The sequence below is a fragment of the Microcoleus vaginatus HSN003 genome, from assembly GCF_022701255.1.
GTDB classification, from domain to species: domain Bacteria; phylum Cyanobacteriota; class Cyanobacteriia; order Cyanobacteriales; family Microcoleaceae; genus Microcoleus; species Microcoleus vaginatus_B.
This window is the reverse complement of sequence record NZ_CP031705.1, coordinates 5,385,080-5,406,649: the sequence shown is the minus strand read 5'-3', so window position 1 is coordinate 5,406,649 and position 21,570 is coordinate 5,385,080. Positions and strand designations below refer to the sequence as shown.

Sequence of the window (21,570 nt, the reverse complement as noted above, 5' to 3'; positions counted from 1 at the left end):
CGAGTCTAGATCCCCCTCGCATCCCCCTTAAGAAGCTATGCCTTACTCACATCTTTCTTAACAAAGGCGCTCCGGCTCAAGCCGGAGCGACCTCCGGGCGCTCGCTCCCTTGGAGTAGGATTGACAACCAGGAACCGAATCAAGTAAGCCTGAAATTACGGTATCAGAGGCGAGTGAGGAACTATGACGGCAGAATGGGCAGTAGCAGAACTACAATTTGCTTGTTTAGGCGATCGGCGTCGCCAGAAAAGACTGGTGCGAATTGTCTCAGACTTAGCCTCACAGCCCCATGCCACTGTGCCACAAGCATCAGGGGATTGGGCAGCCACCCAAGGGGCTTATGACTTTTGGTCATCTCCACGAGTCTCGTCAGATGCGATTCGCCAAGCCCACCAAAGAAGTACCATCGAACGAATCAAAGTACACCCAATGGTTCTGGCGATTCAGGACACCACAGAACTGAATTTCACCCACCATCCCAGCAAGAAAGGAATGGGACACTTGGATAGTGCCACCAGTCGGGGTCTGAAAGTTCACTCAGTATTTTGTAGCTCTGCCAATGGAGTACCATTAGGAGTGTTGCACCAACAAGTATGGGCGCGAGATCCTGCGACTATTGGTAAGAAGCATTCCAGAAATCAAACCGAAACCAAAGACAAAGAAAGCCAACGTTGGTTAACAGCTCTTGATGCGACCCAGAAGGTGATGCCAGAATCAATTACTGTACTAACGGTAGCCGATCGCGAAGCCGACATCTATGACTTTTTAGCGACTGAAAGACCTGAGAATTCTCAGTTGTTAATTCGCGCCTATCACAACCGTCAAGTCAAGAACTCTGATGGTACAAAAGAAGTAGAGCGACTACAAGGTGCGATCGCCAAAGTACCGATCGCCGGACAACTGGACTTGGAATTGCGAGCTAATCCGCAGCGAGAAGCTCGTAAAGCGACTCTGAACCTGCAGGCTACAACAGTCGAAATTCTACCTCCTCAAAGCCACCCTCACCACCAAAATTTACAGCCGCTGACAGTGCAAGTGATTCTGGCTAGTGAAAACAACCCACCGACCACAGAGAAGCCTGTAAGCTGGTTGTTATTGACCACCTTGCCCATTAATGGTTTCTCTGATCTTGTCCAGTGCTTACGCTGGTACAGTTACCGTTGGTTAATCGAACGCTATCATTACGTTCTTAAAAGTGGATGCGGTTTAGAACAGCTACAATTAGAAACTGCCGAGCGCATCGAACGGGCAATCTCAACCTACACAATTGTGGCATGGCGGTTATTGTGGATGATTTACGAATCTCGTCATCATCCTGAGCTGGGAGGGGACACCATTCTCGAAACCCATGAATGGCAAGCACTTTACTGCACAATTCATGGGACTCCTATCCCTAGTGAATCACCCCCAACTTTAAGTAATTGCATTCGTTGGATTGCAAAATTAGGTGGATTTTTAGGACGTTCATGTGATGGTGAACCGGGTGTCAAGACCCTGTGGCGAGGCTGGCAACGTTTGCATGACATTGCTGGTACATGGAAATTAGTTTCCACCCATTCCCCCCCGGATGTCAAGCCTGATTTTGTTAAGAAAGATGTGAGTAAGGCATAGCTTAAGAAGGGGGACTTTGAGAACGCTTCCGGTTCCCCCCTTGTAGGGGCGGTGCCCCCGTGCCCGCCCGCTAGGGGGGATCTCCGGGTTTGATAGATGCCGAAATCCACCCCACGAAAGGCCTCAAGAAACCGGGTTTTTTCGACAATACCTAACTACAATAGTTCGGACAGTTTTTAAGCAGCCAGAGTACCATAAGACAAGACTGAAGGAAGGTTAGGGTGATTTAAAATCAAATCCGGGTCTAAATCTAACTTATCAATAAAGGTAGAAAGTAGATGCTTATTGAATTCCAGACGTTTATAAGAAGCCATAGAAAACACAAAAGATTTGGCAGATGAATGACAACTAGAGAGTTCATATTTGGCTAGATTTAAGGCAATCAGACTGGCATTAAAATGAAAATCAAGCCGTGGTAAATGACGAGCTTGACAATCAGACAATCCCGTAAATTGTTTAGGATCACGAAAAATAAATTCGATTTGAAAACGAGCCTGATAATATTCAACAATTTGCTCAGGTGGTAGATGAATATCAGTGCTAAATAATAAAGTATTTTTGATTTTCCCATTGGCTTGAACCTCAGAAATACAAGCCAAGCTAATTTGGCAATTTAAACAACAACTCGCCTTCTACTAATGTATATAATGAAACTCCCGGTTTAATTTGTTTAACAAACTTAAGACGACTCAGATCTTGGCAGTTAACCTTACCATCATATTTGCGAGGTGCTCCCAGTTTATTTTGTTCACCTGTATAGAGATAGCGTAGGTTAGCATCAACTCTTAGCTTGCCAATAAAGTCTAAATTCAACTCCCGCACAGCATCCCAGAATTTAGAGCGATAATAATAGCCATCAGCCACCAAATAACGTACAGAAGTTGGGAAGGAACAACGAGTATTCTTTAGATGTTTTGCATAATCATCAACTCTTGTGATGTCAGGCGTTGAGCTTTGAGACTCCTGTTTTTTGCGAGATTTTTTTGAGCAGCTATTCTTCGGTTTTTGTGGCAGTTTTTTCCCGGGCTTTATTTGAGGACGTGATGGAGTTTGTTGCACGCTTAAGCTATAAGATAAACGAGTCTCAATTTCGACAATAGAAATCACAGAAATTTCCAATCCCTGTTCCGATTTACCAGCTACACCATTATAAAAATAAGCCTTGCCGTCAGTTTTTTTGCCACTTTTTCTTAAAAAAGAACAATCAATAACAGCAATGACTGTGTGTTCAGGATTTAAAGCTTGTTCGAGGAAATATTGATTAAATTGTGGAAAATTAAAGCTTTTGAGAAAGTGACGACGGTAGGTTTTTTCGCTCAAACAACTATAACGACTGAGATTTGTGAAGTTGACCTTGCCATAAGCCAGCAAGATAGTTGAGAATAAAGTGATTAAAAACTTCTTTTGGGGTTGACTAATCCCTGGCATTTGTTGTAAGATGGATTCAATGATTTTCATAAGGCAATCTGTTGAGCTTGTGTGTTTTTATAGCTTAACCGAAAAGAGTGCCTTTTTTTCTGTTGATTGTGGGTTCAGATTGCACTCACTTTTTTCACTTCTCTGCTGCAAAAGCGATCGTATCCCTCTTTAAAAACTGTCCGGAGTATTGTAACTACAACCCAAAAACTCGGAAAAAACCCCGGTGGTTGAGCGAAGTCGAAACCCTCAAGAAACCGGGTTTTTACGACAATAACTAACTACAACCCAAAAACTCCGAAAAACCCCCGGTGGTTGAGCGAAGTCGAAACCCTCAACACCCCACGAAAACCCTCAACAAAATTTCCCCATCTCAGCTACAATCAAAACCATCCTCTCCACCCCCACATACCCGCCATGAGGCACTGGCCCCCCGGACAACAAATACACAACGGCAAATACATCATCGAAGAAATCCTGGGCGGTGGCGGATTCGGTGTCACCTACCGCGCCCAAAACCTCAAAAAAGGCGAAGTAGTCGCCATCAAAACCCTAAATGCCAACGTTCAAGGTAAACCAAACTTTCAGGAATTACAAACCAAATTTCTCAACGAAGCTTTATCTTTAGCCCGCTGCAGCCATCCCCACGTCGTCCGAGTTGAGGAAGTATTTCCCGAAATGGTAGGAAATCTTCAATTGTGGTGCATGGTGATGGAATTAATCGACGGCACTAATTTAGCAGAATATCTCGAAGATAACGGCATTTTGTCGGAAGAAAAAGCTTTGCCAATGATTCAACAAGTAGGAAGCGCCCTGAGTTTTGTGCATCAGCAAAACCTGACTCACCGCGATGTTAAACCCCTAAATATTATGCTCAGACGGCGGGGTTTAGAAGCAGTTTTGATTGATTTTGGATTGGCGCGGGAGTTGACAGTACCGGGGCAATTGAAAAGTAGTAGCGTTTTTGGTACCGAGTGTTTTGCCCCCATCGAACAGTATGAAAGACGGGCAGAACGCGGCCCTTATACTGATGTTTATTCCTTGGCTGTAACTCTTTACGTAATGCTGACAGGTGAGTTACCCTGTCCGTCAAGATTCAGAAGACCAATTGACCCTGTAACTCCGCCGAAGCAACACAATTCTAAGATTAGCGACAGGGTGAATGCGGCGATTATGAAAGGGATGGAGTTGGAACCGCAAAATCGCCCGCAGTCGGTGCAGGAATGGTTGGATTTAGTGATGCCTAAGAAAGCTGCTTTGGATTTAGGGATACCTAAAAAGGCGGAGACGGTGCAATTTAATTTGTTAGATTTAGGGATACCTAAAAAGGCGGAGACGGTGCAATTGATTTCAGCCGTGGGGATGGATTATATAAACTTGCGAAATTTATTGGCGGCGAAAAAGTGGAAAGAAGCCGATGAGGAAACCGCGAGAGTGATGCTGAAGGTGGCGGGTAGGGAGAAAGAAGGATGGCTGGATGAAATAAGTATAGAAAAATTCCCCTGCGAGGACTTGCGTACCATTGACCAACTTTGGGTAAAATACAGCAATGGGCGCTTCGGCTTTAGCGTGCAGAAGCGCATCTATCAAAGTCTGGGGAGAACCAGGAAATATGATTGGGAAGATTGGAAAAGGAGCGTGCAGAAGCGCATCTATCAAAGTCTGGGGAGAACCAGGAAATATGATACGGAAGATTTGGAAAATGATTGGGAAGATTGGAAAACGTTTGCCGATCGGGTAGGCTGGAGAAAAAATAACGAATGGCTGTCCTACAACAACCTCACTTTTTCAGAGAAAGCACCAGAAGGTCATCTCCCTGGCCTGAACCTTGCAGAGGTTTGGGAGGCGAGTGTTTTGTGGAACCTGAAGGTTTGGTATCTCTTCTCTCGCGTCGAGACTTGTAGACTGTAACATCTAAGCGTTTCAGGATTTCATAAAGATTTATAACAAAGCCCAAAACCACGATCGCCACTTCTAAGTTAATACCTAAAACCCCGAGTTACCATGACTATAAGATAAACTTTATTATTAACTGTAGGGGCGAAGCATTCCGCGAAAAATATGAGCTTCAAAACCGACAATATATGGCCCGAATGCTTCGCCCAGGCTTCCGCGCCAGATACAATTCCGATGTTTTAGAATTTGATTTATCTGATTTCCCACCGCAGATATTGGTAAACGCACCCTGATTAGTGATAACCCTGAAGATTCGAGTTTACTCGCGTGAATTGGGCGAAGCATTCGGATGGTTTCGGCAGTTAAAAAACCAAACAACCAACGAACAAACTAAAAAAACGCTCTTACTCCCCCCCTTACCAAGCTATGCCTTACTCACATCTTTCTTAACAAAATCAGGCTTGACATCCGGGGGGGAATGGGTGGAAACTAATTTCCATGTACCAGCAATGTCATGCAAACGTTGCCAGCCTCGCCACAGGGTCTTGACACCCGGTTCACCATCACATGAACGTCCTAAAAATCCACCTAATTTTGCAATCCAACGAATGCAATTACTTAAAGTTGGGGGTGATTCACTAGGGATAGGAGTCCCATGAATTGTGCAGTAAAGTGCTTGCCATTCATGGGTTTCGAGAATGGTGTCCCCTCCCAGCTCAGGATGATGACGAGATTCGTAAATCATCCACAATAACCGCCATGCCACAATTGTGTAGGTTGAGATTGCCCGTTCGATGCGCTCGGCAGTTTCTAATTGTAGCTGTTCTAAACCGCATCCACTTTTAAGAACGTAATGATAGCGTTCGATTAACCAACGGTAACTGTACCAGCGTAAGCACTGGACAAGATCAGAGAAACCATTAATGGGCAAGGTGGTCAATAACAACCAGCTTACAGGCTTCTCTGTGGTCGGTGGGTTGTTTTCACTAGCCAGAATCACTTGCACTGTCAGCGGCTGTAAATTTTGGTGGTGAGGGTGGCTTTGAGGAGGTAGAATTTCGACTGTTGTAGCCTGCAGGTTCAGAGTCGCTTTACGAGCTTCTCGCTGCGGATTAGCTCGCAATTCCAAGTCCAGTTGTCCGGCGATCGGTACTTTGGCGATCGCACCTTGTAGTCGCTCTACTTCTTTTGTACCATCAGAGTTCTTGACTTGACGGTTGTGATAGGCGCGAATTAACAACTGAGAATTCTCAGGTCTTTCAGTCGCTAAAAAGTCATAGATGTCGGCTTCGCGATCGGCTACCGTTAGTACAGTAATTGATTCTGGCATCACCTTCTGGGTCGCATCAAGAGCTGTTAACCAACGTTGGCTTTCTTTGTCTTTGGTTTCGGTTTGATTTCTGGAATGCTTCTTACCAATAGTCGCAGGATCTCGCGCCCATACTTGTTGGTGCAACACTCCTAATGGTACTCCATTGGCAGAGCTACAAAATACTGAGTGAACTTTCAGACCCCGACTGGTGGCACTATCCAAGTGTCCCATTCCTTTCTTGCTGGGATGGTGGGTGAAATTCAGTTCTGTGGTGTCCTGAATCGCCAGAACCATTGGGTGTACTTTGATTCGTTCGATGGTACTTCTTTGGTGGGCTTGGCGAATCGCATCTGACGAGACTCGTGGAGATGACCAAAAGTCATAAGCCCCTTGGGTGGCTGCCCAATCCCCTGATGCTTGTGGCATAGTGGCATGGGGCTGTGAGGCTAAGTCTGAGACAATTCGCACCAGTCTTTTCTGGCGACGCCGATCGCCTAAACAAGCAAATTGTAGTTCTGCTACTGCCCATTCTGCCGTCATAGTTCCTCACTCGCCTCTGATACCGTAATTTCAGGCTTACTTGATTCGGTTCCTGGTTGTCAATCCTACTCCAAGGGAGCGAGCGCCCGGAGGTCGCTCCGGCTTGAGCCGGAGCGCCTTTGTTAAGAAAGATGTGAGTAAGGCATAGCTTGCTAAGGTGGGGAGTAAGAGTTAGCCCCTTGTTAAGGGGGGGGAGTAAGAGTTTCGATAGTCCAAAATCCCAAATACGAAATCGATATGAGCTCAAAAGTTACCCTCACCATCACTTCCGGGAATCTCAAAGGCCGAGAATTTACCTTTGACACTGGCACAACTTGCATTATTGGCCGCGCTAAAGATTGCTATCCTAAGATTCCCGACGACGAAAAACACCGCACCATTTCCCGCTATCACTGCTTGCTGGATATCAATCCTCCCGATATCCGGGTGCGCGATTTCGGTAGCAAAAATGGCACTTTTGTTAATGGCAAAAAAATCGGTCAGCGAGAACCCAATCAAACTCCCGAAGAAGCTGCTCAAATTCAATTTCCAGAATACGACTTGCAAGGGGGAGATGAATTTACACTAAGCGATACTTCTTTTCGAGTTGGCATTGCCATTGAGCCGGAAATGGTCAAAACTGCCGAACATCAAATACCCCCTGTCATTCCCTCAACTCAAGCGAATCTGTGGGAAATGCTCAAAGCTTTTCTGTTGAAAGCAGTGGCGAATGAAAGCAATATCGGAGTTCTCGGCGATTACGTTTTGCTCAAAGAATTGGGTAGGGGAGGTTTTAGTTTAGTTTATTTGGCGCGCCACAAACAAACTAACGAACAAGTTGCGCTGAAAGTGATGCTGCCAAAAGTAGCGGCAAATCAGCGGGCTGTTAATTGGTTTTTGCGGGAAGTTGAAAATAAGAAAGTTTTAAAACATCCCAATGTGGTAGGATTAAAAGAGTTTGGTTATGCTGATGAAACTTTCTTTTTCACGATGGAATACTGCGACGGTGGCAGTGTTGTGGATTTGATGGAAAAACGAGGTTGCAGCACTTTGCCGATTGGTGAGGCTGTGGCTATTATTTTGCAAGTTTTAGATGGTTTGACTTACACGCACAATGCAGAAATTCCCAATGTCAGATTGGCTGATGGTAGTTTTGTAAAGGGACGGGGTTTGATTCACCGGGATTTGAAACCGGGGAATATTTTTTTGGCGAATGTGGGTGGGAAACAAGTTGCCAAAATTGGGGATTATGGGTTAGCAAAGGCTTTTGACCAAGCAGGTTTAAGTGGCCAAACTATGACTGGTAATGTTGTGGGTACGCCGTATTTTCTGCCGCGACAGCAAGTAGTAGATTATAAGTACGCGCAACCGGATGGTGATGTTTGGGCGGCGGTGGCTTGTTTGTATGTGATGATAACGGGATATTCCCCGCGCAATTTCCCGGATCAAGACCCGTTTTTGGCGGTGTTGCCAACTGATGCGGTTCCTGTGGACGATCGCACTTCTGCGATTCCTCAACCGCTAGCCACAGTTATCGATCGCGCTTTAATTGACAATCCTAATATTTATTATAAAAGTGCAGCGGAATTTAAACAAGCCCTATTCAATAGTATATCGTAATTTATGGTTCGACTACCCATAGCTTTTCAGAAACCCGATTTATTCAAAAACCGGGTTTCTTGGTATTCTCAATCGGCCATCACAGACAACACATACTCTCCTTGATTTACTGACTGATTTGTCGAAACATCAAAAATGAAAACATCCGACTCAGCACAAACATCAACCAAACTCGGAAATTCCCCATTCTTATTAAAGCTGAGAATTTGATAAAGCCGATCGCCCTTTTTGACATAACTCCCCACTTGCACTCGATTTTGAATCATCCCGCCCGCCGGCGCGTAGTATTTGAGCGCCGAATTCTTGGGTGTGAAAATAACTTGATGCGCCGCAGTTTCCGGGAGGGGAAATCCATCTATTTTCAATAAACCCTTACTTGCTAAGTAATTTTTGATGCCCCGCAAGCCATTTGCCACCGACTCGGGATTCATTTCCATCCCCGAACCTAATTCTAAAGTCCAAGCTTCCACGTCAAATTTGAGCGCACTTCCCAACTCTGCTAACATCTTCTCCAAAGCCAGCCAAGGCTTGAGAAACGCCTCGTCAAAAGCATCGCCGTCGTACTCGTTCATCAAGATTGCGCGATCGAGCAAAAAAGCTTTCGCACTCTCCTGGCGGGAATTAAAACAGTAAAGGTAATCTAAACTTTGATTCGTAGAACTGTGCAAATCCAGCACATAATCCGCATCCAAACACAAAGATTGTAGCTGATATCGGTAAAGTTCGCTGTAGGGGCGGCAACTAGGAGCGTTAATTTTTGCCAACTCTTTGGCAAAACTCAAAGCAATCGCTTTTCTGTAATTAACTTTGACAGTATCGGCATCGAGATGGATGTGAGACTTAGCAAAACCAAGAATATCTTCCCCTTGTTTTTCAAAATCCCAGAAAATCCGGTTCCAATTTACCCCATCATACAGATTGTAACGGCCTGGGGAAAAATGGTGCGATCGCTGGCTGACACCCACAGGATTGCAAACAGGAACTAGCCAAATTTCCCCGCTTAACTGGCTGCTGTCCAAAGACATTAAAAACTCAATTAATTGGTGAATCACAGCATTACCGCTAATCTCAGCACCGTGCAGGTTAGATTGGAGATAAGCTTTTTTGCCGGGAATCGCACCTTGGAACTGATAGACTTGCAGTGAAAGCCGATCGCCCGAAGCAAGCTGCACCACAGGAATAGTCGAAATAACTGGAATCATAGACAAGGAAACGGGGAATGGGGAATGGGGAATTGGGCATGGGGCATGGGGCATGGGGCATGGGGCATGGGGCATTGGTAACTGGTAATTGGTAATTGTTACTAATGACTAATGACTAATGACTAATGACTAATGACTTCATAGCCGATTTGCTGACGAAGGTCTAAAATCAATACAGTCCCCTGCTGACTTGCTTTGAGCAAGATTTAAGCATACTTACCCTGAAACCTTATAATAATCCTTGTGCAAGACACTGCCCAGAACCGCCCAGAGCTGGATCTGAAGACCATATTTCCCTTCGAGCTAGATAACTTTCAGAGAGAGGCGATCGCCGCCCTCGATGCAGGTAAATCCGTTGTCGTGTGCGCTCCCACAGGCTCGGGGAAAACGTTAATCGGGGAATACGCCATCCATCAAGCACTCTCCAGGGGGCGGCGCGTCTTCTACACCACTCCCCTCAAAGCTCTTTCTAACCAAAAGCTGCGCGACTTCCGCAGTCAATTTGGAGACGACAACGTAGGTTTGCTCACGGGCGACATCTCCGTCAATCGAGATGCGCCGATTTTGGTGATGACTACCGAAATATTTCGGAATATGCTCTACGGTACGCCTATAGGAGAAGTCGGTACTTCCCTCACCGGAGTCGAAACCGTGGTACTCGACGAGTGTCACTACATGAACGATCGCCAGCGTGGTACCGTCTGGGAAGAATCGATCATCTACTGTTCGAGCGAAATTCAACTGCTCGCCCTCTCAGCAACCGTTGCTAATAGCGAGCAACTCACAGACTGGATTAACAAAGTCCACGGGCCCACAGAGCTCGTCTACTCAGACTTTCGGCCAGTGCCGCTGCAATTCCACTTCGCCAACCAAAAAGGGATATTTCCCCTGCTAGACGACACCGGCAAAAGAGCCAATGTCCGCTTAGTCCCCAAAAAGAAGCAGCAAAAAGTAGAAAGAGGCAGCATCCCCACTCCGAGTTTGACCGATGTTTTGGCCCGGTTGGACGATCGAGATATGCTACCAGCAATTTACTTCATCTTCAGCCGTCGCGGGTGCGACCAAGCAGTCGCAGAAGTCGGCAATTTCTCCCTGGTTAACGAAGCCGAAACAGCCGAACTCAAACGCATCATTGACGATTTTTTACAGCGAAACCCAGAAGCAGAACGCTTCGGTCAAAAAGAAGCTCTTTTAAAAGGCATCGCCGCCCACCACGCAGGCATTTTGCCCGCTTGGAAAGGTTTAGTAGAAGAACTCTTTGGCAGAGGTTTGATTAAAGTGGTATTTGCCACCGAAACCCTAGCAGCCGGGATTAATATGCCCGCCCGCACCACAGTCATTTCCACTCTGTCCAAGCGCACCGACAAGGGGCACCGACTGCTAAACGCTTCAGAATTCCTGCAAATGGCCGGTCGGGCTGGTCGGCGGGGCATGGACAAGCTGGGGCACGTCGTGGCAGTTCAGACGCGCTTTGAAGGCGCAAAAGAAGCCTCGTATTTGGCAACAGCCAAAGCCGACCCCCTCGCCAGTCAGTTTACGCCCAGCTACGGCATGGTGCTGAATTTGCTGCAAACTCACACTCTCGACGAAGCTCAAGAGTTGGTAGAGCGAAGTTTTGGTCAATACCTGTCTACCTTGTACTTGCAGCCGCAGCAATCAGAATTAGACCGGCTGCAAACAGAATTGGCGGTGCTCGAACAGTCCTTGGCCGCTGGAGGAAATGTCTCCACCCTGGAAAAACACCTGGCCCATTACGAAAAATTGCAGGGAAGACTCAAAGAAGACAAACGTTTGCTCAAAATTCTATTGCAGCAAGCTGAAGAAGCGCGATTTAAAGAGATGTCCGTAGTTGTGGCTTTTGCAGTGCTCGGCACGGTTCTGAGCCTCAAAGGTAAACACGTTCCGACAGCCAAACGATCGCACACAAATCCTGTACCCGCCGTATTGGTTGCCAAAATCGCAGGTTCCGGCCAAGCACCAAATTTGGTGTGCTTGGGCAAAGATAACCGCTGGTATGTCGTCGCCATTAGCGATGTTGCTACCCTGCACGCGGAATTACCCCGCTTGACCGTTGCAGATACCTTGAACCCGCCGTCGGAAATGCCCCTGAGACTCGGCCAGTGCCGCTTGGCAAATGAAGAAACTGCTTCAATTGCTGCATCGATCCCAGAATTGCCCGCACCAGAACCGAGCCCAGAGGCGATCGAACAACAGCAGAAAATCGCAGCCCTAGAAGCTCAGCTAGAAATTCACCCGGTTCTAGAATGGGGTAATCCCGGTACTTTGCTCAAACGCCAGCGCCGCCGGGAAGAATTGAAAAAAGAAATCCGCAAAAGCGAACAAGAGTTAGAAAAGCAGCGATCTCGCTACTGGGAGCAATTTCTCAACTTAATCGACATCTTGCTGAATTTCGGCTGCTTGGAAAAAGTAGTTTCGGCACATGGAAACCGAGATGATTCCTCCGACAGATTGGTACCCACAATCTTGGGTCAAGCTTGCGCCGCCATTCGCGGCGATAACGAACTGTGGCTGGGTTTGTCCCTGATGTCTGCGGAGTTTGACGAACTCGACCCCCACCACCTCGCTGCTGCTTGCGCGGCCTTAGTTACAGAAGTTTCCAGGCCCGACAGTTGGACTCACTACTCGCTGTCGCCAGAAGTTTTGGCACCTTTGGACAATCTACAAAAAGGCTTGCGTCGCCGATTGTTTCAAGTGCAGTACCGTCATGAAGCTGCAATCCCGATTTGGCTGGAACGGGATTTAGTGACTTTGGTCGAACAGTGGGCTCTGGGCGTTGAATGGCTGGAACTGATTAGCCATACGAGTTTGGATGAAGGGGATGTGGTGCGGATTTTGCGCCGGACTTTGGATTTCTTGTCTCAGATTCCTCATGTTCCTCATGTTTCGGATTCTTTGCGGAGGAATGCTTGTCGGGCGATGCAGTTAATCGATCGATTCCCCGTGAATGAAGCTGCAACGCCAGAAAGTGGTTGAGTGTTGGCTGTTGACTGTTGGCTGTTGGCTGTCTTGCATCTAAATTGTATTTTTGGTTTTTCAACCCAAATGCACGCAGATTTTAATTTAATATCGTTTCCGGTTGCATCGATATTGTTCAAATGTCCAAATCCAAACAGTCAACACTCAACAGTCAACAGTCAACAGTCATCAGGACTACACCCAGATTTAAATCTAAAATCCCCAATCTAACATCCCAAATCTAAAATCGATTGCTTGCACATTTTCCTGATTCAGGTTGCAGGACAGGATAGAAAATTGTATGGTGCGGATCGATCGCTCTTAATTGTTATTGAATTTTTCTCTAGCGGTGTGGTGGGTAATTTTCATATTTATGCAACAAATCAATAAGCCTGATCAAATGCCTGATGCCTGCTCTCAGGCTCAAAAAATTCGCTTTTTCACTTTCTTGCAAAGAGTCTTAATTGGAACTCTCGCAAGTACATTACTCAATCTCTTCATCATATTTCCCTCTCCGAGTTTCGCAGAAGTAGTTCTGGGCGTTGTTCGCAGTTCCGAGAATTCTCCGGATTGGGTGAAGATTACCACGCGCCTCTGGGAAAGCGGCATTGCTTACAAACCAATCAATCTGGAAGAAATCAAAAGTACGGCGGATTTAGCAGGCGTTAACGTGCTGTTTTTGCCCAATATAGAAACTTTGACTCCGGCGCAAATTAAAGTTTTAGAAGCTTGGGCATCCCAGGGCGGGCGCTTGATTGCTTCGGGTCCCGTCGGTCGCAGTTCCCCGGCCTTGGTGCGCCAATCTTTGCGATCGCTCCTTGGGGCCTATTGGGCTTTTCCGTTAACCCAGCCGGCGACGCCACAACCACGCAGCCGCTGTCGAGATCTTGCTTGCACTACTTCTAGCAATTGGGTGCCACCAGAACAAAAAAATGCCTCAGTCCAAGGTGGTGTATTGATTCCGGCTGATGCGAACAGTCAAACTATTGCTACTTGGAAAGATAGTTCCGGTTCCTCCGCAGCTATCGCCACGGATCGCGCTACCTATCTCGGCTGGCGCTGGGGTAGCGAGGGTTCGGGAAATGTAGATAAGGCTTGGCTGCAAGCCTCGATCGCCCGCTGGGGAGGCACAATCGCTTCTGGGCCTCTAGCACCGCCCAGTGCTGCCACGACCCCACTGCCAACTCCCCCCTCCAGAGTTACTAGAAACAGCCCTAGTTCGCCGCGTAGTACCCCGCTGAGCCGACTTTCTCCCTCGGGTGCGCTTCCCGATCCAGTACCTGCAACTTTTACAGACCCTTCCGATCAGTCGGCGCCGATGGGTTTGGACGTGCAGCCAAATTCCAATAAGCCGATCGTCAGCATTGAAGCGTACTTGATGCGCCAAGAACTCACTAACCTCCTCGGCCGGTTTGAAAGCGCCCTGACAGCATCTAATTCAGCCAATACCGCCGTCAATCTCAATGCTGCTACCACCCCTCAACTGGTGGCTGCAGAACAGGGGGGCGGCGGCCCGGCAGCCAGTCGCTTGACTATTCTGCAAGCGAGCAGGACGGGGGCGATCGCCCAAGCGCGGCAGGTTTTGCAAACTTTCGAGCAACTTCTGCAAGAGCAAAACTACGCGGAGGCTAGAAAGCAGTGGGTGGAAGCGCGGCAGTTGCTGTGGCAAAATTACCCCCAGGAAGGACAGCGCGTTGGGGCGGAAATTCGGGCGGTTTGGCTCGATCGCGGGACGATCGTTGCAGCGCGATCTGAGCAGGGTTTGGCCGCAGTGTTCGATCGGCTCGCAGCCGCCGGTATCAATACTGTTTTCTTTGAAACTTTAAATGCCGGATATACGATTTATCCCAGTCAAGTTGCACCGCAACAAAACCCCCTCACCGTTGGCTGGGACCCCCTGGCATCTGCGGTTAAATTAGCTCACGAGCGAGGCATGGAACTGCACGCTTGGGTTTGGGTTTTTGCCACAGGAAATAAGCGCCACAATACTTTAATTGGTAAGCCTAGTTCTTATCCCGGGCCGGTGCTTTCCGCTTATCCACAGTGGGCAAATATTGACAATAAAGGACGCACGCAAAATCCTAACGATGGTAAATTTTATCTCGATCCGGCGAACCCGGAAGCGCGTAATTATTTGCTGCGAATTGTCAGCGAAATTGCCAACAACTACAAAGTAGATGGGGTGCAATTAGACTATATTCGCTATCCTTTTCAAGATGACAATGCGAATTTTACTTACGGTTACGGTATTGCGGCGCGGCAGCAATTTCGGCAGTTAACTGGTGCAGATCCGGTGAGTATTTCCCCCAGGGACGCCAGTTTGTGGCGGCAGTGGGTTGAGTTTAAAACTAATCAAATTAATAGTTTTGTAGCGGAAGTTTCTCAGCTTTTGCGACAGAATTATCCGCGCACAATTCTGTCGGTGGCGGTGTTTCCCCACCCGGAAAGTCAGCGGATTTACAAAATTCAGCAAAATTGGGAAGTTTGGGCTCGTCAGGGCATTGTAGATTTGATTGTGCCGATGACTTATGCTTTGGATACGAACCGACTTCAGCGCATCACCGAACCGTTGGTAAACGAACAAATGCTCGGTTCGGCTTTGATTTCTCCGTCGGTTAAGTTGTTGACTCTCCCGGAAGTTGTGGCGATCGACCAAATTCAAGCTTTGCGCGATTTGCCGACTGGGGGCTATGCTATTTTTGCGGTGGAAAGTATCAGCAGCGCGATGCAGGGGTTTTTTAACCGCACTCAAGGCCCGCCAGTGCGTTCCACTTCTGCAGCAGAGCCCATACCTTACCGACAGCCGTTTGCGGCGGCTGCTTCGCGGTATACTGCTCTCAAGCAGGAATGGAGTTTTTTGTTGGCTAACAATCAGTTGCGGGTGTCGGAATCTGAACTGAAAGTTTTGCAAAGTCGAGCCGATGAATTGGCGCAAGCTTTGAGCAAATTGGCGGCAAATCCTTCTACGGAAAGTTTAGCAACCGCTAAAAGATTGTTAAGGAGTTTTCAATCTCAATTTCAATCTTCAATGCGCTTGCATTCGGCAGATAATAGCTATCAAGTTCAAACTTGGCAAAATCGCTTAGAGAGTTTGGATATGCTGTTACGTTACGGCGAAAAGATGGAGTTGAATCGCAGGTAAATATAGGTTTTTGGGCGGAGTTCTTGTTTAGCTACTCTTGGTTCAAACTGAGATGTTGCACTATTCTCAATAACCCTTCTCTGGGCGCGCAGGATGCCCACCCCACAAGAAAATGTAGTTGTTGTGGAACAGGCATCTTGCCTGTTCCACAATAAAATTCATCTCTTGTGGAACAGGCATCTTGCCTGTTCCTAAATAAGTAATTGAGAATGGTGCAATAGATCAGATGATTTCGGCTTAGGCTGATAACGCCCACTTATCTGTATCAGTAGTTACGAAAAAACTCTGAGTATAAATCCGCTATATTGAGTTAAATTGCTCGACGCTACTATCGTCAGTAAACTACAGCATCAGGATAAAAAGAAGGGCAAAGGGAACATAATTTACACTCAAAACTCCCAACAGTTACCAATGCCCAATTCCCCATGCCCAATTCCCAATTCCTCTTAGGATGGCTATGTTTCCTAAACCCTTCAATCGCTTTGCTACCAAAATTATCGGCAAAGCTTCATTACAAACTGTGCTTGTAGTTCCTTTTTTAGTGCAGATTGTCGGCACGGTAGGAGTTGTAGGTTGGCTATCGTTCCAAAACGGTCAGCGGGCGGTAAACGATGTTGCCGCTCAGTTGCGGGGAGAAATTAGCGATCGCATCAAAGACCGCATGGAAAATTATATGTCAATTCCCCACATTGTCAATCACCTGAACGTTCAAGGCATAAAATTGGGGCAATTGAACCTAGAAGACAACCAAAAACTACAACATCATTTCCTAGAACAAATTCAATATTTTGATTCGATCAGCATCATTTACACAGGCAAAGAAAATGGAGAACATTCGGGAGCAATCCGCACTAAAGAGCGGAATTTGATATCTGCTGCCGACACCTCGACGGGCAATAAATTAGCTCGCTATACGGGTGACTCTCAGGGAAACCGCGTTCAATTAGTGCAAATTTCAGCAAATATTTACGATCCGCTAACTCGCCCTTGGTACATAGCTGCTGCTACGGCAAAAAAACCTATTTGGACTCCAATTTATACAGATTTTTTGACGAGGGAACTGGCAATTACTGCTGCTTTGCCTATCTACGACGACGCTGGCAAGCTGTTAGGCGTAGCTGGCAGCGATTTGCTGTTTTCCCGCATCAAAGAATTTCTGGTTAGCCTCAAAATTGGCAAATCGGGACAAACTTTTGTCATGGAGCGATCGGGGATGTTAATTGCTACTTCAACGGCGAGTGCAGAATTCGTGGTGGATTGAGAGAGAAGCGTGTTTTTTGTCTATTTCCAGTGGGCGTTGCTTAATCAGGGTATGAAAAAAATAAGGTGAAAATCCCCAAGCTTTGTCGATACTGGTTTCTCTGACTCGCATATTTAGCCTTTCATACCCTAAATCAGCAACGCCCCAGTGATATTACCGATCGCCAAAAAGCAGAAAACGCCCTCCGGGAAGCCGAAGAAAAGTACCGCAACATTTATGAAAATGCTTTGAATGGAATTTTTCAAACTGCTATTGACGGGAAATACATCAGCGCTAACCCCGCTTTAGCTAACATCTATGGTTACGACTCGCCTGCCGATTTAATAGCAGCACAGCCGAATTTCAATAACCAGCTTTATGTGAAATCGAACCGCCGCGACGAATTTGCAGCGCTGATGAACGAGTACGGGATATTATCAAACTTTGAATCGGAAATTTACCGCAAAGATGACAGCATAATCTGGATTTCGGAAAATTGTCGCGCTGTCTGTGATGAAGCCGGAAATCTACTTTACTACGAAGGTTTTATTAAAGACATTACTGATAACAAACAAGCGGAAATTAAAATGCAGCAGGCGAAAGAAGCGGCCGAAGCAGCAAACAAAGCGAAGAGTACCTTTCTTGCCAATATGAGCCACGAGTTACGCACCCCTCTCAATTCTATACTCGGGTTTGCACAAATCATGGAACCCAGCCCGGATCTTACTGTCGAAAACCGAGAAAATATGAGAATTATTCGCCGTAGTGGCGAACACTTACTCACCTTGATCAATGAAGTCTTAGACTTGTCAAAAATCGAAGCGGGGCGAATGACGCTCAACCCAAAAAACTTCGACCTCTACCGCTTGCTGGACGATTTGCAAGATATGTTTCAACTGCGCGTACATAATCAACAATTGCAGTTGCGTTTCCAGCGGAATGCTGACGTTCCTCAGTACGTGCGAACCGATGATATTAAATTACGGCAAGTGCTGATCAATCTTCTGAGTAATGCGATTAAGTTTACGCAAACAGGCGAAATCATCTTAAGAGTTATAAAATTAGAACACTCGGGATTTATGGATTTATTGGATAGTCCCACAGCTTGTTTTGATACCACAAGAAGTATTCGGGATTTTGCGAGAACTAGCAGTAATTTTGCCAAGGTTGAATGGAGCGATGAGGCTGAGGATTTAACAACTGGATCAGGTTGTTTCCTTCTGTTTGAAATCGAAGATACAGGAGTTGGCATTGCTACTGAAGAATTGGAAAATATTTTTAAGGCTTTTGTGCAAACAGCTTCCGGTCAAAAGATTCAGAAAGGCACGGGTTTAGGATTAAAGATTAGCCGTCAATTTGTCCGCCTGATGGGAGGAGAAATAGTCGTAGAAAGTCAACTAGAAGTAGGTACTACTTTTAAATTTGAAATTCCCGTCGGTGCGGTTGATGCTGCTGAGATTCCCGATCCGCAAATTCACCCCGAAGTTACTGGGTTGGAACCAAATCAATCGTGCTACCGGATTTTAATTGTGGACGATCGCGAAGACAACCGCCAACTTTTAGTCAAAATGCTTTCTCCTTTGGGTTTCGGGGTGGAACAAGCCACCAACGGTCAGGAAGCAATAGAAATGTGGGAAAATTGGCATCCGCACTTAATTTTGATGGATGTGCGAATGCCAGTAATGGACGGCTACGAAGCTACTAAACAAATTAAGGCTAGAATCAAGCAGAGAGAGCAAGGAAAGGGGGAAACGAATATTTCCCCTTTCGACTCCCCGATACCAAAGATTATTGCTTTGACAGCTAGTACAATTGAAGGGAGGCAAGCGTTTGCTTTATTGGTCGGCTGCGACGATTTTATTAGCAAACCTTTCTGCAAAACAGATATATTTGATACCCTCACCAAACATTTGGGGGTGAAGTATGTCTACTCTAACTCAACGGACTTCTTCTCAACAGGCGATCGCAATAATTTATCTGGCTGCCTCCCTAATGCTGCGCTTGCTTATTTACCTACACTTCCCACAGAATGGAGAGACAACATGAAGCAAGTAATCCGCAGTGCTGATTTTGACTTAATTGTCAGGACAATCGACGAAATAAGGGAGCCTCATCCTGAATTGGCGGAAATCCTCCAGGGTCATCTCGATAATTTTGATTACCAGAAAATTCTCAATGTAATTGCCGAGGCGGAGGAATCAGATAATGCAGATGAAGGCGGAACAAACTGAAAACTATCAAGCAGATATTTTAGTAGTTGACGATACGCCAGATAATCTGCGTTTGTTGATTAGAATTTTGCAAAAAAATGGCTATAAAGTTCGACCGGTTACTAATGGTTTTTCGGCGTTAGATGCAATTCAATCTAGCGCCCCCGATTTGATTTTACTCGATATTATGATGCCGGATATGGACGGCTACGAACTATGTAAAAAATTAAAATCACAATCGCAATTTAAGGAAATTCCCATCATTTTTCTCAGCGCGCTAGAAGAAGGAATAAATAAAGCAAAAGCTTTTGAAGTGGGCGGAGCCGATTATATCACCAAACCTTTTCAGGTGAAAGAAGTATTGGCGCGAGTGAGCAATCAACTTACTGTGCGTTCATTGCAAATGCAATTGCAAGAAAAAAATCAAAAATTGACGGCTCAAAATATCCAGTTGCACCAGGAAATCGCGGAACGCCACCAGGTGGAAATGGAAACAAGATTGCTGCTGCAAGCCACTCAAGCTATTAGCAAATCTGAGGATTTTGAGTCGGCTATAGATGTAATTTTAGGTTTAATTTGCAAAACTATTGAATGGAATCTGGGCGAAGCTTGGATTCCTTGCAGTGAGGGCTTTTTAAAATGCGCTACAGGCAGGTACGTCAGTGACTCGAGTTTTGCCCAATTCCGACAAACAAGTTGGCAGTTGATTTTTGCTCCCGGTGTGGGACTCCCAGGTAGGATTTGGCAGTCGCAGCAGTCTGAATGGATCGATGATGTTTCTACTGCACCGGAACAAGTTTTTTTACGCGCGGAAATTGCGGTGAGTGTGGGATTGAAAGCGGCTTTTGGGGTGCCAATTTTGGCCGACAACCAAGTGTTAGCTATTTTGATTTTCTATCGCGAAAAAGTTCTGAAATGTCAGCCGCGCTTGTTGGAATTAGTGAGCGCAGTTGCTACGCAGCTAGGTTCGTTGATTCAGCGGAAACAAGCTGAAGCAGCGCTGAAAGTGCAGCAAGCACAAACCGAGAAATTGCTGCTGAATATTTTACCGAAACCTATTGCAGATCGCTTGCAAAAAGAGCAAAAGTTGATAGCAGATCATTTTGATGATGTGAGCGTCTTGTTTGCTGATTTGGTGGGTTTTACAGAGTTTTCGGCTCACAAAAGTCCGACGCAGTTGGTAGAAATTTTGAACGGGATTTTTTCGGAGTTCGATAGGTTGTCTGAATTGCACGGGTTGGAAAAGATTAAGACGATTGGGGATGCTTACATGGTGGTTGGGGGGTTGCCGACGCCGCGAAAGGATCACTCTGAGGCGATCGCACTTTTAGCTTTGGAGATGCAGGCAGCTTTGAGGAGGTTTAATGCCAAAATGGGAGAAAATTTTCAATTAAGGCTCGGAATTCACAGCGGTTCGGTGGTGGCCGGAATTATTGGGATTAGTAAATTTAGCTATGATTTGTGGGGGGATACTGTTAATGTTGCTTCCCGCATGGAGTCTAACGGATTGCCTGGTAAAATTCAAGTGACGGCGGCGACTTACCAGCGTTTGAAAGAGCAGTTTGTTTTGGAAGAACGGGGTTATATCCCGATTAAAGGTAAAGGAAGAATGCTGACTTACTGGTTAATAGAAGAACAAAAGAAAAGTTTTTAGTTTTTTGATGTAAATTTCAATTAATATGAAAAGTAGACCGCATTTATACTTTCAGGAGGGTTCATCCTTTGCAAACTGTTAAAACAAAATCGCCGACTGCAGGGAAAAAAGTCCTGGTTATTTTAATATCACTGCTAGCAGTAGCCGTACTGTCGATCGCTAGTTTTATTGCTATACCCGGAGAAAAAACAATGTTTGCTGGAACAAGACCTGCCAATATCGGGATTCAGTCAGGAAAACTCGCAGTGTGCCCGAGTTCCGCCAACTGCGTCAGCAGCTTCAGTCAAGATGCCGAACACAAAATAGAGCCTTTGGGATACACTTCGTCCCAGAGTGAAGCGATGGTAAAGCTCAAAGGGGCGATCGACTCCTATGGAAAAACTAAAATTATCACGGCCACTGATAATTACCTCTATGCGGAGTTCACCAGCGCTTTGATGGGGTTTGTGGATGACGTTGAATTTTTGGTAGATGATGCAGCAAAAGTCATCAATGTGCGATCGGCTTCGCGTCTGGGAGAGGCGGATATGGGAGTTAACCGCAGTCGGATAGAAGCTATCAGAACTCAATTCAATCAACTCTGAATTGAAAATTTCTAACTTTCCCGAAGCCCCTCTCCTGCAAGATGAGGGGCTTTGATTTTTGTTTATTACTATATAAAATTGATATTTCACCCCCTAGTTAACAATTATTAACAGTAGGCACAGCGCAAAGGAGTGTCCCGCAGGGGGAGTAGGACACAGCAATGCGGTGTCCCTACGGTTGGCTTTGA

At 46.2% G+C, this 21,570-nt stretch carries 13 protein-coding genes; 9 read left to right on the top strand and 4 right to left on the bottom strand.

The genetic code is table 11. The annotated features are described in order from the left end of the window. Positions 1 to 183: 183 nt before the first annotated feature. Positions 184 to 1,611: an IS4 family transposase gene (locus D0A37_RS23395; protein WP_242715793.1), complete on the top strand. Its 1,428-nt coding sequence runs from the start codon at positions 184 to 186 to the stop codon at positions 1,609 to 1,611. A 176-nt stretch (positions 1,612 to 1,787) separates the two neighbouring features. Here D0A37_RS23395 and D0A37_RS23390 read toward each other — a convergent pair whose 3' ends face one another. Continuing rightward, positions 1,788 to 2,210, bottom strand: a complete 423-nt coding sequence (locus D0A37_RS23390) for a transposase (RefSeq protein WP_242718010.1) — start codon at positions 2,208 to 2,210, stop codon at positions 1,788 to 1,790. A gap of 1 nt (position 2,211) precedes the next feature. Continuing rightward, positions 2,212 to 3,069 (bottom strand): transposase, encoded by an 858-nt coding sequence (locus tag D0A37_RS23385; RefSeq protein WP_242718009.1) that lies wholly within the window; start codon positions 3,067 to 3,069, stop codon positions 2,212 to 2,214. Positions 3,070 to 3,444: 375 nt separating this feature from the next. Between D0A37_RS23385 and D0A37_RS23380 the strand changes: the two genes are divergently transcribed. Further along, on the top strand, positions 3,445 to 4,938 hold the full coding sequence (locus D0A37_RS23380) for a serine/threonine-protein kinase (protein ID WP_242718008.1): 1,494 nt from the start codon (positions 3,445 to 3,447) through the stop codon (positions 4,936 to 4,938). Between the two features lie 409 nt (positions 4,939 to 5,347). Here D0A37_RS23380 and D0A37_RS23375 read toward each other — a convergent pair whose 3' ends face one another. Then, positions 5,348 to 6,775: an IS4 family transposase gene (locus D0A37_RS23375; RefSeq protein WP_242718007.1), complete on the bottom strand. Its 1,428-nt coding sequence runs from the start codon at positions 6,773 to 6,775 to the stop codon at positions 5,348 to 5,350. A gap of 237 nt (positions 6,776 to 7,012) precedes the next feature. Here D0A37_RS23375 and D0A37_RS23370 point away from each other — a divergent pair, with 237 nt between their 5' ends. Beyond that, on the top strand, positions 7,013 to 8,374 hold the full coding sequence (locus tag D0A37_RS23370; protein ID WP_242718006.1) for a protein kinase domain-containing protein: 1,362 nt from the start codon (positions 7,013 to 7,015) through the stop codon (positions 8,372 to 8,374). 68 nt (positions 8,375 to 8,442) lie between these two features. Here the strand turns inward: D0A37_RS23370 and D0A37_RS23365 are convergent, their stop codons facing one another. Beyond that, complete coding sequence (locus D0A37_RS23365; protein WP_242718005.1) at positions 8,443 to 9,576, bottom strand: succinylglutamate desuccinylase/aspartoacylase family protein; 1,134 nt, start codon at positions 9,574 to 9,576, stop codon at positions 8,443 to 8,445. A 243-nt stretch (positions 9,577 to 9,819) separates the two neighbouring features. On the opposite strand from D0A37_RS23365, the gene D0A37_RS23360 reads away from it, so the two are divergent. The 6 genes from D0A37_RS23360 to D0A37_RS23335 all read left to right on the top strand — a co-directional run bounded on the left by D0A37_RS23360 (position 9,820) and on the right by D0A37_RS23335 (position 21,382). After that, positions 9,820 to 12,570, top strand: a complete 2,751-nt coding sequence (locus tag D0A37_RS23360) for a DEAD/DEAH box helicase (RefSeq protein ID WP_242718004.1) — start codon at positions 9,820 to 9,822, stop codon at positions 12,568 to 12,570. A 382-nt stretch (positions 12,571 to 12,952) separates the two neighbouring features. After that, on the top strand, positions 12,953 to 15,694 hold the full coding sequence (locus tag D0A37_RS23355; protein ID WP_242718002.1) for a family 10 glycosylhydrolase: 2,742 nt from the start codon (positions 12,953 to 12,955) through the stop codon (positions 15,692 to 15,694). Positions 15,695 to 16,151: 457 nt separating this feature from the next. Further along, entirely contained in the window at positions 16,152 to 16,955 is an 804-nt protein-coding gene (locus tag D0A37_RS23350) for a cache domain-containing protein (RefSeq protein WP_242718000.1), read from the top strand. 227 nt (positions 16,956 to 17,182) lie between these two features. Then, on the top strand, positions 17,183 to 19,165 hold the full coding sequence (locus D0A37_RS23345; RefSeq protein ID WP_242717998.1) for a PAS domain-containing hybrid sensor histidine kinase/response regulator: 1,983 nt from the start codon (positions 17,183 to 17,185) through the stop codon (positions 19,163 to 19,165). Next, positions 19,140 to 20,798, top strand: a complete 1,659-nt coding sequence (locus tag D0A37_RS23340; RefSeq protein WP_242717997.1) for an adenylate/guanylate cyclase domain-containing protein — start codon at positions 19,140 to 19,142, stop codon at positions 20,796 to 20,798. The genes D0A37_RS23345 and D0A37_RS23340 overlap by 26 nt, the downstream gene beginning before the upstream one ends. 68 nt (positions 20,799 to 20,866) lie before the next feature. Next, positions 20,867 to 21,382 (top strand): DUF1499 domain-containing protein, encoded by a 516-nt coding sequence (locus tag D0A37_RS23335; protein ID WP_242717996.1) that lies wholly within the window; start codon positions 20,867 to 20,869, stop codon positions 21,380 to 21,382. Positions 21,383 to 21,570: the final 188 nt, after the last annotated feature.

Excerpts from the sequence above, each read along its gene's own strand:
- D0A37_RS23395 (WP_242715793.1), top strand. The coding sequence starts at position 184 with ATGACGGCAGAATGGGCAGTAGCAGAACTACAATTTGCTTGTTTAGGC.
- D0A37_RS23385 (WP_242718009.1), bottom strand. The coding sequence starts at position 3,069 with ATGAAAATCATTGAATCCATCTTACAACAAATGCCAGGGATTAGTCAA.
- D0A37_RS23380 (WP_242718008.1), top strand. The coding sequence starts at position 3,445 with ATGAGGCACTGGCCCCCCGGACAACAAATACACAACGGCAAATACATC.
- D0A37_RS23375 (WP_242718007.1), bottom strand. The coding sequence starts at position 6,775 with ATGACGGCAGAATGGGCAGTAGCAGAACTACAATTTGCTTGTTTAGGC.
- D0A37_RS23370 (WP_242718006.1), top strand. The coding sequence starts at position 7,013 with ATGAGCTCAAAAGTTACCCTCACCATCACTTCCGGGAATCTCAAAGGC.
- D0A37_RS23365 (WP_242718005.1), bottom strand. The coding sequence starts at position 9,576 with ATGATTCCAGTTATTTCGACTATTCCTGTGGTGCAGCTTGCTTCGGGC.
- D0A37_RS23355 (WP_242718002.1), top strand. The coding sequence starts at position 12,953 with ATGCCTGATGCCTGCTCTCAGGCTCAAAAAATTCGCTTTTTCACTTTC.
- D0A37_RS23350 (WP_242718000.1), top strand. The coding sequence starts at position 16,152 with ATGTTTCCTAAACCCTTCAATCGCTTTGCTACCAAAATTATCGGCAAA.
- D0A37_RS23340 (WP_242717997.1), top strand. The coding sequence starts at position 19,140 with ATGCAGATGAAGGCGGAACAAACTGAAAACTATCAAGCAGATATTTTA.